The sequence below is a fragment of the Labrenzia sp. THAF35 genome (genome assembly GCF_009363595.1).
Taxonomy (GTDB): domain Bacteria; phylum Pseudomonadota; class Alphaproteobacteria; order Rhizobiales; family Stappiaceae; genus Roseibium; species Roseibium algicola.
Map to the genome: position 1 here is coordinate 1036626 of NZ_CP045380.1, position 15021 is coordinate 1051646.

Here is a 15021-nt window from a genome sequence, read left to right on the forward strand (position 1 = left end):
AATACGATGCCGGCCCGGCCGAAGCCGGCCCCGACCGGGCACTCCGCCACGGCGACGGCACGCCATCCGGCAGCCGGATGGTCGAAGGCCCCGCCGGCCGCAAGCCGCGCAAGGCGCTGTCCCGCAGGAACATACTGATTTACGGCACGCTGATCGTCGTCTGCCTCTATTACCTGTTGCCGCTCTACGTAATGATCGTCACCTCGCTGAAAGGCATGCCGGAGATCCGGCTTGGCAACATCTTCTCACCGCCCGTGGAGATCACCTTCCAGCCCTGGGTGAAGGCCTGGGCGGAAGCCTGCACCGGCCTCAACTGCGATGGCCTGTCACGCGGCTTCTTCAATTCGGTCAAGATCCTGATCCCGTCCGTAATCCTGTCGATCGCGATTGCCTCGGTAAACGGATATGCGCTTGCCAACTGGCGCTTCAAGGGCTCGGAAACCTTCTTCACGATCCTGATCGTCGGGGCCTTCATTCCCTACCAGGTGATGATCTATCCGATCGTGATCATGCTGCGGGAAATCGGCCTTTACGGCAGCCTGACCGGGCTGGTGATCGTGCACACAATCTTCGGCATGCCGATCCTGACGCTGCTGTTCCGCAACTATTTCGCCTCCGTGCCGCAGGAACTGTTCAAGGCGGCGCGCGTGGACGGGGCCGGATTCTGGGCGATCTACTTCCAGATCATGGTGCCGATGAGCCTGCCGATCTTCGTTGTCGCCATGATCCTGCAGGTGACCGGTATCTGGAACGATTTCCTGTTCGGCGTGATCTACACCAAGCCGGACCTTTATCCGATGACGGTGCAGCTCAACAACATCGTCAATTCCACGCAAGGGGTGAAGGAATACAACGTCAACATGGCCGCGACCATTCTGACCGGCCTCGTTCCCCTCACCATCTACTTCATCTCCGGAAAACTCTTCGTGCGCGGCATCGCCGCCGGTGCGGTGAAAGGCTAACGAGACGACCCATGGAACCAAGTATCTCCATCAATAACCTTTCCCTGAGTTTCGGAAGCCTGGACGTTCTGAAGGATCTCAACCTCGATGTCGGCCAGGGTGAATTTCTCGTGCTGCTCGGCTCTTCGGGCTGCGGAAAATCAACCCTTTTGAATTGCATTGCCGGGCTGCTGGACGTGACCGGCGGGCAGATCTTCATCGGCGGGCGCAACGTGACCTGGGAGGAGCCTTCCCAGCGCGGCATCGGCATGGTGTTCCAGTCCTATGCGCTCTACCCGCAGATGACCGTTGCCGGGAATCTGAGCTTCGGCCTGAAGAACGCGGGCCTGCCCAAGGCGGAAATCCAGGAACGGGTAAACCGGGCCGCAAAGGTCCTGCAGATCGAACCGCTGCTCAACCGCAAGCCGGCCGCCCTTTCCGGTGGTCAGCGCCAGCGTGCCGCCATCGGCCGGGCTCTGGTGCGCGATGCCGATGTTTTCCTGTTCGACGAACCGCTGTCGAACCTGGATGCCAAGCTGCGGGCGGACCTGCGGGTCGAGATCAAGCAGCTGCACCAGAAGCTGTCCAACACCATGATCTACGTCACCCACGACCAGATCGAGGCCATGACGCTGGCCGACCGGATTGCCATCATGCGTGGTGGCCAGATCCTGCAGCTGGCCTCCCCCAACGAGATCTACAACCGGCCGGCCAACAAGTATGTGGCCGAGTTCATCGGTTCGCCGACCATGAATTTCTTTGAAGGAGAGCTGGAAGAAGCCGGCGGAAACTACCGGTTCGCATCAGGCGGAAAGACCTTCTCGCTTGACGGATACACCTTCCAGAACGGCCCACCCGCCGCAGGCGCTGCCTGGTTCGGCATCCGTCCGGAACACATGGTCAGCGGTGCGGAAGCAGACACCGCGCTCGTTCGGTTGGACGGGCAGGTGGAACTGGTGGAGCCGCTCGGTTCGGACACGCTTGTCCGCTTTACCACCGGCGACCAGACGCTGTGGGTGCGCATGGACGGCCAGGCGAACATCCGGCACGGCGACGCAATCACGGTCGGGTTCGATCCCGCCCGCGCCAATCTTTTCGACAAAACCTCGGAATCCCGGCTCTAGGCCGGTCCTTAACCACTTCAGGACAATCAAGATGGATATTTCTTTCCAGCTCTATTCAGCCCGCGAATTCACCCCATGGGACGGCGTTCTCAAGCGGCTTGCGGATCTCGGCTATACCCAGGTCGAGGGGTTCGGTGGAAACTACGAGAACCCGGCGGCCTTTCGCGACATGCTCGACGCCCAGGGCCTCAAGATGCCGTCAGGACATTTCTTTCCGATGGAGCAGTTCGAAGACGACCTCGCCAAGGTGATCAGCACTGCCCAGACCCTTGGCATGGAGCGGATCTTCGTTCCCGCCGTGCCGCCCGAGCAACGCATTCCGGATGCGGCCATGTGGCAGTCCATCGCCGAGCGGCTGGAAGCCATCGGTCAAAAGATCCGCGATGCCGGCCTGCGGTTCGGTTGGCATAACCACGATTTCGAATTCAATGCCTGCGCCGATGGCCGCCTGCCGATGGACATCCTGATGGAGGCCGCCCCTTCCATCGAATGGGAAGCCGATATTGCCTGGATCGTGCGCGGCAATCAGGACCCGCTCGACTGGATCGAGAAATACGCCAGCCGCATCACCACGGCCCACGTGAAGGACATCGCGCCAGAGGGCGAATGTGCCGACGAGGACGGCTGGGCGGACGTCGGCCAGGGCACCATGGACTGGAAGGGCATCATGTCGGCGCTTCGCGGCGTCGGGGTCGATCTCTTCGTCATGGAACACGACAAGCCTTCCGACTTCGACCGTTTCGCCACCCGCTCCGTTGCGGCCTTCCGCACCTACTGAGGTAACCCCATGAGCAAGACACTTGGCATCGGCATCCTCGGATGCGGAAACATTTCGGCCGCCTACATGCGCCTCTCTCCGCTCTTCAAGGGCATCGAGGTGCGCGCCTGCGCCGACATCAATGAAGCTGCCGCAAAAGCACGTGCCGAGGAATTCGGCCTGAGAGCCGAAACCGTCGACGGCCTGCTGGCGGCAAGCGATATCGACATCATCGTCAACCTGACGGTTCCGGCCGTTCACTACGAAGTCTCCAGACGCGTGCTGGAAGCCGGCAAGCATGTCTATTCGGAAAAACCGTTCGTGCTCAGCCTAGAAGAGGGCGAATCCCTTGCCGCGATTGCGAAGGAAAAAGGCCTCAGGGTCGGGTCGGCCCCCGACACCTTCCTGGGCGGAGCACACCAGCTTGCCCGGCACCTGATCGATAGTGACGCCATCGGCAAGGTGACGTCAGGCACCTGTTTCGTACAGAGCCCGGGCATGGAAATGTGGCACCCGAACCCGGACTTCTTCTTCCAGGCGGGTGGTGGCCCGATCCTCGATCTCGGGCCTTACTACGTTTCCAACCTGGTGCAGCTACTTGGACCGGTGAAGCGGGTCTGTGCAATGAGTTCCGCCGGATCTGAATATCGCACCATCACCTCCGAGCCGCGCAACGGTGAAAAGATCAAGGTGGAAACACCGACCACCATCCACGCGGTGATGCAGTTCCAGTCCGGCGCCCAGATCACCTATTGCGCCAGCTGGGACGTGTGGCAGCACGGTCATTCCAACATGGAGCTTTACGGCCGTTCCGGCACGCTGCATGTGCCGGATCCGAATTTCTTCGGTGGTGAAGTGCGCATGACGGACAAGGGCAGTTTCGTGACCCTGTCGGAAGCCTGGAACCATCCGTTCTCCAAATCAAACGACCGCGGCCACGCCAATTACCGCACGGCAGGCCTGGCCGATATGGCCCTCGCCATACTGGAAAATCGGCCACACCGTTGCTCTTTGGAATTTGCTCTGCATGTTGTCGATGTGATGACGTCGATTCTCGCTTCAGGCGAGAGTGGGACTTTCATTGACATCAAAACCACCTGCGAGCGCCCGGAAGCCCTGGACCCGCAGGCGGCAAAAGGCCTTTTAGTATAACGGGATAGCCTATGACCTGGACAGCAGCGGAAACGCGCTACGACACCATGGAATACCGCCGATGCGGGAAATCCGGCCTGAAACTGCCGGTGATCTCGCTCGGCCTTTGGCACAATTTCGGCGACGACACGCCGCTCGACAAGAAACGGGAGATTGCCCGGACCGCCTTCGATCTCGGCATCACCCATTTCGATCTTGCCAACAATTACGGCCCGAAGCCGGGTTCGGCGGAAACCGCCTTCGGTGAACTGCTGCGGACGGATTTTGCACCTTACCGGGACGAGATGATCATTTCGTCCAAGGCCGGTTATGAGATGTGGCCCGGGCCTTATGGTGAGTGGGGCAGCCGCAAATACCTGATCGCGTCCTGCGACCAGTCCTTGAAGCGGATGGGCCTCGACTATGTCGATATCTTCTATTCGCACCGCTTCGACCCGGACACACCGCTGGAAGAGACCATGATGGCCCTCGACCACATCGTGCGGTCCGGACGGGCGCTTTATGTCGGCATCTCGTCCTATAATTCCAAACGGACACGGGAAGCCGCAGCCATCCTGAAGGAGCTGGGCACACCGTGCCTGATCCATCAGCCGAGCTATTCCATGATCAACCGCTGGGTCGAGGAAGACGGGCTTCTGGATACGCTCGATGACCTTGGCATCGGTTCCATTGCCTTCTCGCCGCTGGCCCAGGGCATGCTGACCAGCAAATATCTGAAGGGCATTCCGGAAGACAGCCGGGCGAACCAGGGCAAATCGCTGAAGACCCAGTTCCTGAGCGAAGACAACCTCGCCACCATCCGGGCTCTCAACGACATTGCCGAAAAGCGCGGCCAGACGCTGGCGCAGATGGCCCTTGCCTGGGTACTGCGCAAAGGCCGGGTCACAACGGCCCTGATCGGTGCGAGCCGGGGCAGCCAGGTAAAGGACTGCGTCGGAGCTGTCGCCAATCTCCAGTTTTCCGACGAGGAGCTGAAGCTGATCGAGGAAACCACCCGCGAGGCGGATATCAACCTGTGGGCGGCCTCGGCTGAACGGAAAGGACCCAGCCGGAAATGATCCGAAATCCCATCCTGCCGGGGTTCAACCCGGATCCCTCGATCTGCCGTGTGGGCGATGACTATTTCATCGCCACCTCGACCTTCGAATGGTATCCGGGCGTCCAGATTCACCGGTCGAAAGACCTGGTCAACTGGGATCTGGCCTGCCGGCCCCTCAGCCGGGCAAGCCAGCTCGACATGCGCGGCAATCCGGACAGCGGCGGCATCTGGGCACCGTGTCTTTCCTACGCGGACGGACGGTTCTGGCTGGTCTATACGGACGTCAAACGGCTGGATGGGAATTTCAAGGACGCGCATAACTACACCGTCACGGCCCCTTCCATCGATGGGCCGTGGAGCGACCCGATCTACGTCAGCTCACACGGGTTCGATCCGTCGCTGTTTCACGACGACGATGGCCACAAATGGTTCCTCGTCCTGCAATGGAACCACATTTCAAATTCCGTCGGCGGGCATCCGCGCCATCCGGCCTTCGACGGTATCCTGCTGCAGGAATGGTCGGAAACCGAAGGCCTGAAAGGCGAGATCCGCAAGATCTTTTCCGGAAGCCCGCACGGTCTGACGGAAGGTCCACATCTTCACAAGCGCGGCGGCTGGTACTACCTGACGGTCGCCGAAGGCGGCACCGGCTACGGGCACGCCGTTACCATGGCCCGGTCACGGTCTATCGACGGGCCGTACGAGCTTCACCCGCAAACCCACCTCATCACCGCCAAGGACGATCCGGACGCGCCGCTGCAACGGGCAGGCCATGGCCAGATTGTCGAAACGCCGGATGGCGACGTCTACCACACCCATCTGTGTTCCCGGCCCCTGCCCGGACGGTTCTCGCCTCTGGGACGGGAGACCGCGATCCAGAAATGCGTCTGGCGGGAGGACGGCTGGCTTTACCTGGAAGACGGCGGCATGGTTCCGAAGGTTGAGGTGCCGGGTCTGACGGCGACAGAACCTCGCCCCCCTCAACGGGTGGAGCGCGTTTTCTCTGGCGAAGTCCTGCCGCCGGAGTTCCAGTGGCTGCGCACGCCTTATCCGGAGCGGCTATTTTCCCTCACGGGCACGGCCCTGCGCCTGACCGGGCGGGAAAGCATCGGCAGCTGGTACGAGCAGTCGCTGGTTGCCCGGCGCCAGGAGCACCTCGGCTACCGCGTGGAAACCACGCTCACCGATTTTGCGCCAACGACCTACCAGCAGGCGGCCGGACTGACGACCTATTACAACCGGCACAAGTTCCATTTTCTGGCCGTGAGCTGGACAGAACAGCTCGGCCGTTGCCTGACGCTGCTTTCCTGCCCCGGCGACTGGCCGGATGGACGCATGTCGTTTCCGGCAGACCCTGTCGCGCTTGGCGGCGGACCGGTCGAGCTTGCCGTTGAGGTTGATGGTGCCCGCCAGCAATTCTTCTGGCGCCAGCAAGGCCGCGACTGGACGCCTTTCGGACCGGATCTCGATGCCAGTGTGATCTCGGATGAAGGCGGGCGCGGTGAGCACGGCTCCTTTACCGGCGCCTTTGTCGGTATGCTGGCCTTCGACATAACCGGACAAGGCAAGACCGCCGATTTCAGCAGGTTTTCATACGCACCGGAAGGCACGTGAGCTCACACTCTAAGGAGATATTCATGGCTGGACTGATCAAGGGGCCCGCAATTTTCCTGGCCCAGTTTGCCGGAGACGACGCTCCGTTCAATTCACTTCCCGCAATCGCCAAATGGGCTGCGGATCTCGGCTACAAGGGCATTCAGATCCCGACCTTCGACAGTCGCCTGTTCGACCTCGACAAGGCCGCCGAAAGCGAAACCTATTGCGACGAGGTCAAAGGCATCTGCGCGGACGCCGGCGTCGAGATTACCGAGCTTTCGACCCATCTGCAGGGCCAGCTCGTGGCGGTTCACCCCGCCTATGACCTGGCCTTTGACGGCTTTGCACCATCCCAAGTGCACGGCAATCCGAAAGCCCGGCAGGCCTGGGCGGTCGACCAGATGAAAAAGGCGGCGATTGCCAGCAAGCGGCTCGGCCTCACTGCTTCCGTCAGCTTCACCGGTTCGCTGGCGTTTCCCTATCTCTACCCCTGGCCGCAACGGCCTGCGGGGCTGATCGAAGAAGCCTTCAAGGAACTGGCGGCACGCTGGAAACCGATCCTCGATGTCTATGACGAAAACGGTGTTGATGTCGGCTATGAAATCCATCCCGGCGAGGACGTCTTCGACGGCGCCACCTTCGAGATGTTCCTGGAGGCGCTCGGCGGCCACACGCGCTGCCAGATCAACTACGATCCGTCGCACTTCCTGCTGCAGCAGCTCGACTATCTGGCGTTCATCGACATCTATCACGAGCGCATCTGCGCCTATCACGTGAAGGATGCCGAGTTCAATCCGGACGGACGCCAGGGCGTCTATTCCGGCTATCAGGGCTGGGTCAACCGCGCGGGCCGGTTCCGGTCCCTGGGTGATGGCCAGGTGGATTTTTCCGGCATCTTCTCCAAGCTCGCCCAACATGGCTATGACAGCTGGGCCGTCCTGGAATGGGAATGCTGCCTGAAGTCTCCAGAACAAGGCGCCGCGGAAGGGGCACCCTTTATCGAGCACCACATCATCGAAGTCACCGACAAGGCCTTCGACGACTTCGCCGGCGGCGAAACCGATCAGGAGCAGATCCGGAAGATGCTGGGCCTGAGTTAGGGGCGGCGCTTGGTGCTCACCCTCATTCCGGCAACCTAACCGGTCCAGGCTGGCGCAGCTTTTCCGCGATCACGATTGTCCCCCCAGGCGACCGAAGGGAACCCGAGGCCTACTTGGTGCCAGAGATTCGGGTTGATGCGGAGGCGTCTGCGAAACCCCCACGGCTTCAGCAAGCGGTCCTGAGAGTGGGCCCCGGATCTGCGCTGCGCTTGTCCGGGGCGACAAACTTCAATGCGGCACCTCTTCCTCCCCTCATCCTGAGGAAGCGCTTCAGCGCTGTCTCGAAGGATGGGCCGCTTGTTCGGGATTTGCCGCCCATGCTTCGAGACGGACCTGACGGTCCTCCTCAGCATGAGGGTTTCTTTCTGGCCGCCTCCTGCAGATGCCACGTCACAGCAACAGGTGCGAGACCGAGGGCGCATAGAGGGCGTCCACCGCGGCGGCGGTTGCGCCCAGCGCCACAGCGGTCGCCCCTGACGTACCGATACGGATCCTGTCTTCTTCAAGCGAACCATCAAGACGGCGAGGAAGCGGGGAGGCACTGTCGAGCAGCGCCTGGAGGAAGTCCGGACAAATGATGCCGCCCAGGATCAGCGCTTCCGGGTCGAGCATCATCTCGATCATGTTGATCATCTGGCGCATGAGCGGCGCGACATCGGCTATCCAGCCGAGGACTGCCGGATCTCCTTCGGCGAACAAGGCTTCGATCCGCCCAACGGAGCCTGGTTCCGTCGGCTCCAGGCCAAGCCTTTCGCACAGCGCGTTGAGTGACAGATACCGCTCCAGGCAGCCGGTGTTACCGCAGGAACAGGCCGGGCCTGTCGGGTCGATCACAACGTGCCCGATTTCACCGGCGTTTTTCGTCGCACCCGGATAGAGTGCGCCGTTCAGGACAAAGCCGGCGCCAAGCCCCATGCCGAACTGGATGAAGGCAAAGCTGTTGAAGCTGCGGCCGATCCCGTAAACATGCTCGCCCAGCGCGGCGGCCGACGCGTCGTTCTGAAGGACCACCGGCAAGCCGATCGCCGACTGAAGCTGCGCGAGATTTTCCGGCGAGCCGAAATCCGAAAATGTGGTGGCATCGGTGCCGCTGGAGGTCTGCGATCCGGTTTCGAAAGGGCCGGGAGCGGCAAGACCGACGCCGAACAGACACTTGGCCATACCGGGATGCGCCGCGCGGAACTCTTCTGCCATCGACAGGATCCGGCTGTTGGCTGCCTCGGGCGTGGCAGCGGCCATGGGGGCGGCCGACTGCCAGACGATGCTGCCCAGAAGATCGCAGGCAATCGCCGTCACAGACAGACGATCGACATGAAACCCGAGACTGTAGGCATGATCGGGCTTGAGCTGCACCGTCATGCCCGGATGGCCTCGCCCCCTGGCCTTCTGGGCATGCATCTCGACAATGCCGCGGCTTTCCAGCTCGCCGACGATGTTCTGCACCGTCTGGCGGGAAAGCGACGTGATTTCAGATATTTCCGTGCGACCGATCGGACCGCGCGTGCGGATGACTTCCAGCACCACGCGGTGATTATGCGTCTTGGCGCGGGTCAGGTTTGTGCCGCTGGTCCGGAAGGATGCGGGGATCGGAGCACTGTCGTTCATGGCGCCAATAGACCAGAAATTATTTTTTCTATCAATTTGACAAAATAAAAAAACCGAACATAGGATGCTTTGCCTACACAAAAACCGGAGGGCGAGATGAACACGTTTGGAAAGATGATTTTGGGGTCCGCCTTCGCGACCCTGGCCATGACCACGACGGCATTGGCCGACACCACACTGAATGCACTTTTCATGAGCCAGGCGGCTTATAGCGAAGACGACATCAAGTCGATGACCGCCAAGTTCGAGGAAGCAAATCCCGGCGTCACGGTTGCACTCGAATTCGTTCCCTATGAAGCCCTGCACGACAAGATCATTGCAGCGGCAGGTGCGGGCGATGACGGGTATGACGTTGTCCTGTTCGACGTGATCTGGCCGGCCGAATTCGCAACGCGCGGCTTCCTGCAGGATGTCACCGACCGCATTCCGGCCGACTATACCGACAAGGTTTTCGACGGTGCCTGGACGACGGTCGAATATGACGGCAAGCGCTATGGCATGCCCTGGATCCTCGACACGAAATACCTCTTCTACAATGCCGACATGCTGGCAGAGGCTGGCATTTCCGCCCCGCCCAAGACCTGGGCCGAGCTGGCGGAACAGGCCAAGCAGATCAAGGACAAGGGCATTGTCGAATATCCGCTGGTCTGGAGCTGGTCCCAGTCCGAGGCGATGATCTGCGACTTCACCACCCTGACGGCGGCCAATGACGGCGCGTTCTTCGATGAAGGCCAGCCGGCCTTTACCGCAGGCGGCGCCAAAGATGCCGTTTCCTTCATGAAGGCAACGCTGGACGAAGGCCTGAGCAACCCGTCTTCACGCGAATATTTCGAAGAAGACGTCCGCCGGGTGTTCTCCAACGGCGAAGCGGCGTTCGCCCTCAATTGGACCTACATGAACGCCCTGGCCAACGACCCGAAGGAAAGCAAGGTCGCCGGCAAGGTGAAGGTAGCTCCGGCACCAGGCGTCGAAGGCAAGTCAACCGCCTCCAGCGTCAACGGTTCCATGGGTCTCGGCATTCCGGCCAACAGCCCGCATGCGGATGAAGCCTGGGCCTATATCTCCTTCCTGACCCAGAAGGACGTTCAGGACAACTATGCCAAGCTCAGCCTGCCGATCTGGAAGGCGTCCTATTCCGAACCGAAGGTGATCGAAGGCCAGGAAGACCTAATCGCGGCGGCAAAAGAATCCATTGCTGTCATGTATCCGCGTCCGCTGGTGCCGTCCTACACCGAAGTCTCCGACATTCTCCAGAAGAACATCCATCAGGTCCTGCTCGGCCAGGCAAGCGTGGATGAAGCGCTGGAAGCTGCCGCAGACCGCGTCAAGCGCATCCGCTAAGTTTGCGACTGACGGGAGACTGACCATGCTTGGCCGACGCCAGAAACGTGAAAAATGGATCCTTCTGGCGCCGGCCCTGGCTTTGCTTGCGCTGGTCACGCTGATACCGCTTGCCAACACTCTGTGGCTGAGCTTCACCGACACGCGCATTTCCGCTCTTCCCGAGCCGGTGCATTTCATCGGCCTGGAAAACTACGTCTACGCACTCACCGACCCGGATTTTCAGGACGCCCTCTTCAGGACGCTTTACTTCACCATCGTCTCGGTGGGTCTGGAAGGCATTCTCGGTGTCGCGGTTGCCGTGCTGCTCAACCAGGAATTCCGCGGCCGGACGCTGCTTCGGGCTCTGATCATCCTGCCCTGGGCGGTGCCGACCATCGTCAACGCCGTTGCCTGGCGGTTGATCTATCACCCTGATTATGGCGCGCTGAACTCCCTGCTGTTCCAGCTGGGCCTCATTTCCGATTACCGCAGCTGGATCGGTGATCCGGCGGCCGCCATGAACATGGTCATCCTGGCAGATGTCTGGAAGAACTTTCCGCTGGTTGCCTATGTGGCACTGGCCGCCCTGCAGACAGTGCCCGGTGACCTCAACAAGGCGGCAGCCATCGAAGGCGCCGGGCCCTGGAAACGGTTCCGCTCGATCACCCTGCCCTGGATCGCCGGTCCATTAATGGTCGTCATGGTGCTGCGAACCATCGAGGCCTTCCGCGTCTTCGACATCATCTACGTCATGACCGGCGGAGGCCCCGCGGACAGCACCAAGACCGCGAGCTTTTACGTCTACCAGGAATATTTCAACTACCTCAGAAGCGGCAGCGGGGCCTCCTATGCGGTGCTGGTTGCCGGCATCAGTGCCGTTCTGATCGTGTTCTATTATTCCGCGACCAAGCGGCAGACGGCGGGAGGCGCGGCATGAAACGCTCGCTCGTTCAATCCATCCTGCTTTATGGTTGCGCCCTGTTGCTGGCAGCCTTCACAACAGGTCCGCTGCTCTGGCTTGCCGTCATGAGCATCAGCGCGCCGACCGACCTGACCGAGGTGCCGCTGCGCTGGATCCCCTCCGAACTTGACTTCAGCCGCTACACGAGCCTGCTCAGCCTTGAAGGCGGCAACGGCGAGCGGTTTTTGAGCGCACTCCGGAATTCCCTCCTGACAGCGGGCGGGGCAACCGTCATCGCGCTTCTGCTCGCCATTCCGGCTGCCTATGCCTTTTCCAGAAGACAGGCGTCGATGGTCCTGTTGTTCGCCTTTCTCGCAACGATCATGATGCCGCCGATCACCTATGTGCTGCCGCTCTATTCGACCTTCAGCAGCTTCGGCATGCTGAACCACACGGTGACGCTGATTATCGTCTATACGGCCATGCTGCTGCCTTTCGCCACCTGGCTGATGAAGGCCAATATCGACGTGCTGCCGGTGGAAGTGGAGCAGGCCGCCTTCATGGAAGGTGCCGGAACCGCCTACACCATCCGGCAAGTGGTGCTGCCACTGGCCCTTCCGGCCATTGCCGCCACCGCCATGCTGTCCTTCCTGGTGGCCTGGGACGAGTTCTTCTACGCCCTGATCTTCACCAACGATCTCAGCGCGAAGACCCTGCCTGTGGCGATCGCGGATTTCTCCGCCGGACGCGTTACCGACTACGGCGTCATCGCCTCGGTTGGCGTTCTGGCGACATTGCCGCCAGCCATCCTCGCCATCGCCTTCCAGAAATTCATCGTCTCCGGACTGGTCGCCGGATCCGTCAAGGGCTGACCTCAGCAGGAGACCGACAAGGAATGAATGCCGCAATGCCGCAAGACCCCATCCTCCAAATCAGCCGCCTGCAGAAGAGATACGGGGACGTGAATGTCCTCAAGGACATCGACATCTCCATGGCGCCCGGCGAGTTTCTTGTCCTGGTCGGACCGTCCGGTTGCGGCAAGTCGACCCTGCTGAGCTGCATTTCCGGACTGACCGACATTTCCTCCGGCACCATCCGTATTGCCGGCAAGGACCGCACCAACGACGAGCCGGCCGACCGGGATATCGCCATGGTGTTCCAGTCCTATGCCCTGTTCCCCAACATGAGCGTGGAACGCAACATCGGCTTCGGCCTTGAAGTCCGAAAGGTCGAAGAGGCCGAGAAGAAACGGAAGGTGGCCGAGGTCGCGGATCTTCTGAAGATCGAACACCTGCTGCACCGCCGCCCGGCGGAACTTTCCGGCGGACAGCGCCAGCGTGTCGCCATGGGCCGGGCCCTTGTGCGCGAACCGAAGCTGTTCCTGTTCGACGAACCGCTGTCCAACCTCGATGCCAAGCTGCGCGTGACCATGCGCACGGAAATCAAGCGCATCCATCAGACAACAGGCGCGTCCATCGTCTACGTCACCCATGACCAGATCGAAGCCATGACGCTGGCCAGCCGGATCGTTGTGATGAAAGACGGCGTGGTCCAGCAGATCGGCACGCCGCAGGAGATCTACAACAAGCCGGTGAATGCCTTTGTCGCGGACTTCATGGGCGCACCGTCCATGAACCTGATGACCGGCACCGCTACACGCGAGGGCGACCATCTCCGGCTGCAGATCCCGACGCCGGAAGGACCGCCGCTGGAACTGTTCGACTATGGTCCGGGGCCGGAAACGTTGTCCGCCGGCGGCACGGCAGAGCTCACCATCGGCCTTCGCCCGGAGGCGATGACGGATCTTGGCTTGCGGTCCGGTGGCATCGACGGCCGCAGCCTGCAAAGCGCCGATTGCCTTCTGGACGTGGTCGAACCGGCCGGCGCCGACACCTATGCGGTCATTCAACTTGGCGGAACGGAAGCCGTTGCCCGGCTGTCGGCGGATGCGCCGGTCACCGCCGGTCAACGCGTTCCGATCGCTTTCGACCTTTCCAAGATTTCCTATTTCGACATTGCATCGGGTAACCGCCTATGAGCATTCAACGAGGCCTTGCCGCCGACATCGGCGGCACCAACACCCGGCTGGCGCTGGTCGAGAACGGCCGCGTTCTGGAAAACACCATCGCGCGGTTCCGCAATGCGGATTTCGAAACACCAGAAGCGGCCATCGGCACCTATCTTTCGGAAGCCGGGCGACCGGCCTGTGCGTCTGCCGTCATCGCCATCGCGGCCCCCATCGATGGCCCCGCGATCCGCATGACGAACCATCCCTGGACTTTCAGTGCCGACTGCATCGGCAAGGTTCTGGGCGGAGCGAACATTACCTTCCTGAACGATTTCGAGGCGCTCGCCTACTCGCTGGACAAGGTCCCAACGGAGCGGCTTCAGCCCGTCTATGAACCGAGCCAGAAACTGCGCAGCAGCGCCACGCGCCTCGTCGTCGGCGCGGGAACCGGTTTCAATGCTGCCGCCCTGTTTCAGACACCTGCCGGATTTCATGTCGGCACCGGTGAATGCGGCCACTCGACTTTGCCGGTCGAAACCGAAGACGAACTTCGGCTCTGGAACTACCTCGCTCTCAACCGTGGACGCGCCTCCGTCGAACGGGCGCTGTCGGGAAGCGGTCTCAAGGAAATTCACGAGTGGTATTGCCTGGAGCAGGGCCTGTCGCCGCGCGACCTGTCACCGGCTGAGATTGCGGAGCGCGCCAATTCCGGATCCGATCCGATTTGCGTTTCCGCTGCTCGGCAATGGGTGACATTTCTCGGCCGGGTGATTGGCGACCTCTCGCTGGTGTTCCTGTCCCTTGGCGGCATCGTGCTGACAGGCGGCGTCACCCGAAGTCTGGCGAGGTTCCTGGCAGAACCGGAATTCATCAACGCCTTTTGCGCGAAGGGTCGCCAGCAAAAGCTGGTTTCCGGCATTCCGGTTCATCTGCTTGATGACGATTTCGCTGCTCTGGCGGGGTGTGCGTCGCGCATGTAAAAGGAGTTTTGCCTCGCTAATTCGGCGGATTGGAACCTTCGAAGCGCAAATCCTACGATTCCGCCTATGCAAAGTGCAGACAATCGCTATCAAACTTTGCCCGTCGATGAGGCAGACATCATTGCACGGGAGAGGTTTCGATTACTCTCATTGATTAAAAATCTCGCGCTACGATCCTGCAATTATCATAAGAAAAAAGCCGAATAAACTAATGTAGCCAATCCAGCCATATTTTTTAAAAACTCTATTGTTGAATGCTTCCTCAAACTCAATTGGCGGATTGTTTTCTTTAATTATGCGGTGACCAAAGCCTTTGTAGCCTGCTGTTACCCATTTATTTTCTTTTGCTTTCCATTTTCCTAGCAACACCTCTTGTGAATATTGCGCCCCCACAAGAAATATCATCCCCGCCACCCACAACAGCATTCCTATTTTTCCAGTATATTCATTGAATTCAAACACTTTATTCTCCGAATAAACTTTCGAAGTTGTTAG

At 60.5% G+C, this 15021-nt stretch carries 14 protein-coding genes; 12 read left to right on the top strand and 2 right to left on the bottom strand.

Going from position 1 to position 15021, the window contains the following annotated elements; all coding sequences use genetic code 11:
• The first annotated feature begins 77 nt into the window (after positions 1 to 77).
• The 7 genes from FIU93_RS04745 to FIU93_RS04775 are packed head-to-tail and all read left to right on the top strand — an operon-like array spanning position 78 to position 7709.
• Positions 78 to 962: a carbohydrate ABC transporter permease gene (locus tag FIU93_RS04745; RefSeq protein WP_031268755.1), complete on the top strand. Its 885-nt coding sequence runs from the start codon at positions 78 to 80 to the stop codon at positions 960 to 962.
• A gap of 11 nt (positions 963 to 973) precedes the next feature.
• Positions 974 to 2065, top strand: coding sequence for an ABC transporter ATP-binding protein (locus tag FIU93_RS04750; protein ID WP_022999283.1), 1092 nt, complete (start codon positions 974 to 976; stop codon positions 2063 to 2065).
• Positions 2066 to 2096: 31 nt separating this feature from the next.
• On the top strand, positions 2097 to 2843 hold the full coding sequence (locus FIU93_RS04755) for a sugar phosphate isomerase/epimerase (RefSeq protein WP_075283403.1): 747 nt from the start codon (positions 2097 to 2099) through the stop codon (positions 2841 to 2843).
• Positions 2844 to 2852: 9 nt separating this feature from the next.
• Complete coding sequence (locus FIU93_RS04760) at positions 2853 to 3974, top strand: Gfo/Idh/MocA family oxidoreductase (RefSeq protein WP_022999285.1); 1122 nt, start codon at positions 2853 to 2855, stop codon at positions 3972 to 3974.
• Between the two features lie 11 nt (positions 3975 to 3985).
• On the top strand, positions 3986 to 5032 hold the full coding sequence (mgrA, locus tag FIU93_RS04765) for an L-glyceraldehyde 3-phosphate reductase (protein ID WP_022999286.1): 1047 nt from the start codon (positions 3986 to 3988) through the stop codon (positions 5030 to 5032).
• Entirely contained in the window at positions 5029 to 6627 is a 1599-nt protein-coding gene (locus tag FIU93_RS04770; RefSeq protein ID WP_152504957.1) for a glycoside hydrolase family 43 protein, read from the top strand. The genes mgrA and FIU93_RS04770 overlap by 4 nt, the downstream gene beginning before the upstream one ends.
• Before the next feature lie 23 nt (positions 6628 to 6650).
• Positions 6651 to 7709: a sugar phosphate isomerase/epimerase gene (locus tag FIU93_RS04775; protein WP_152504958.1), complete on the top strand. Its 1059-nt coding sequence runs from the start codon at positions 6651 to 6653 to the stop codon at positions 7707 to 7709.
• A gap of 390 nt (positions 7710 to 8099) precedes the next feature.
• Here the strand turns inward: FIU93_RS04775 and FIU93_RS04780 are convergent, their stop codons facing one another.
• Complete coding sequence (locus FIU93_RS04780) at positions 8100 to 9314, bottom strand: ROK family transcriptional regulator (protein WP_077291250.1); 1215 nt, start codon at positions 9312 to 9314, stop codon at positions 8100 to 8102.
• Positions 9315 to 9428: 114 nt separating this feature from the next.
• Between FIU93_RS04780 and FIU93_RS04785 the strand changes: the two genes are divergently transcribed.
• From FIU93_RS04785 to FIU93_RS04805, 5 genes are read left to right on the top strand one after another with little or no spacing between them, the layout of a single operon-like run.
• Positions 9429 to 10655: an extracellular solute-binding protein gene (locus FIU93_RS04785; protein WP_228148121.1), complete on the top strand. Its 1227-nt coding sequence runs from the start codon at positions 9429 to 9431 to the stop codon at positions 10653 to 10655.
• A 25-nt stretch (positions 10656 to 10680) separates the two neighbouring features.
• Positions 10681 to 11574: a sugar ABC transporter permease gene (locus tag FIU93_RS04790; RefSeq protein ID WP_209010283.1), complete on the top strand. Its 894-nt coding sequence runs from the start codon at positions 10681 to 10683 to the stop codon at positions 11572 to 11574.
• Positions 11571 to 12410 carry a carbohydrate ABC transporter permease gene (locus FIU93_RS04795; protein WP_055656877.1) on the top strand — a complete coding sequence of 280 codons (840 nt, stop codon included), beginning with the start codon at positions 11571 to 11573 and terminating at the stop codon, positions 12408 to 12410. The genes FIU93_RS04790 and FIU93_RS04795 overlap by 4 nt, the downstream gene beginning before the upstream one ends.
• Before the next feature lie 23 nt (positions 12411 to 12433).
• Complete coding sequence (gene ugpC, locus FIU93_RS04800) at positions 12434 to 13576, top strand: sn-glycerol-3-phosphate ABC transporter ATP-binding protein UgpC (protein WP_152504959.1); 1143 nt, start codon at positions 12434 to 12436, stop codon at positions 13574 to 13576.
• Positions 13573 to 14526 carry an ROK family protein gene (locus FIU93_RS04805; protein WP_152504960.1) on the top strand — a complete coding sequence of 318 codons (954 nt, stop codon included), beginning with the start codon at positions 13573 to 13575 and terminating at the stop codon, positions 14524 to 14526. The genes ugpC and FIU93_RS04805 overlap by 4 nt, the downstream gene beginning before the upstream one ends.
• Positions 14527 to 14694: 168 nt before the next feature.
• Here FIU93_RS04805 and FIU93_RS04810 read toward each other — a convergent pair whose 3' ends face one another.
• The gene (locus FIU93_RS04810) at positions 14695 to 14988 is read right to left on the bottom strand and encodes a hypothetical protein (RefSeq protein WP_152504961.1); all 294 of its coding nucleotides are present in this window, start codon (positions 14986 to 14988) and stop codon (positions 14695 to 14697) included.
• Positions 14989 to 15021: the final 33 nt, after the last annotated feature.

Bases quoted from the DNA above. Each gene is read 5' to 3' on its own strand.
- FIU93_RS04745 (WP_031268755.1), top strand. From the start codon at position 78: ATGGTCGAAGGCCCCGCCGGCCGCAAGCCGCGCAAGGCGCTGTCCCGC.
- FIU93_RS04750 (WP_022999283.1), top strand. From the start codon at position 974: ATGGAACCAAGTATCTCCATCAATAACCTTTCCCTGAGTTTCGGAAGC.
- FIU93_RS04755 (WP_075283403.1), top strand. From the start codon at position 2,097: ATGGATATTTCTTTCCAGCTCTATTCAGCCCGCGAATTCACCCCATGG.
- FIU93_RS04760 (WP_022999285.1), top strand. From the start codon at position 2,853: ATGAGCAAGACACTTGGCATCGGCATCCTCGGATGCGGAAACATTTCG.
- mgrA (WP_022999286.1), top strand. From the start codon at position 3,986: ATGACCTGGACAGCAGCGGAAACGCGCTACGACACCATGGAATACCGC.
- FIU93_RS04770 (WP_152504957.1), top strand. From the start codon at position 5,029: ATGATCCGAAATCCCATCCTGCCGGGGTTCAACCCGGATCCCTCGATC.
- FIU93_RS04775 (WP_152504958.1), top strand. From the start codon at position 6,651: ATGGCTGGACTGATCAAGGGGCCCGCAATTTTCCTGGCCCAGTTTGCC.
- FIU93_RS04780 (WP_077291250.1), bottom strand. From the start codon at position 9,314: ATGAACGACAGTGCTCCGATCCCCGCATCCTTCCGGACCAGCGGCACA.
- FIU93_RS04785 (WP_228148121.1), top strand. From the start codon at position 9,429: ATGATTTTGGGGTCCGCCTTCGCGACCCTGGCCATGACCACGACGGCA.
- FIU93_RS04790 (WP_209010283.1), top strand. From the start codon at position 10,681: ATGCTTGGCCGACGCCAGAAACGTGAAAAATGGATCCTTCTGGCGCCG.
- FIU93_RS04795 (WP_055656877.1), top strand. From the start codon at position 11,571: ATGAAACGCTCGCTCGTTCAATCCATCCTGCTTTATGGTTGCGCCCTG.
- ugpC (WP_152504959.1), top strand. From the start codon at position 12,434: ATGAATGCCGCAATGCCGCAAGACCCCATCCTCCAAATCAGCCGCCTG.
- FIU93_RS04805 (WP_152504960.1), top strand. From the start codon at position 13,573: ATGAGCATTCAACGAGGCCTTGCCGCCGACATCGGCGGCACCAACACC.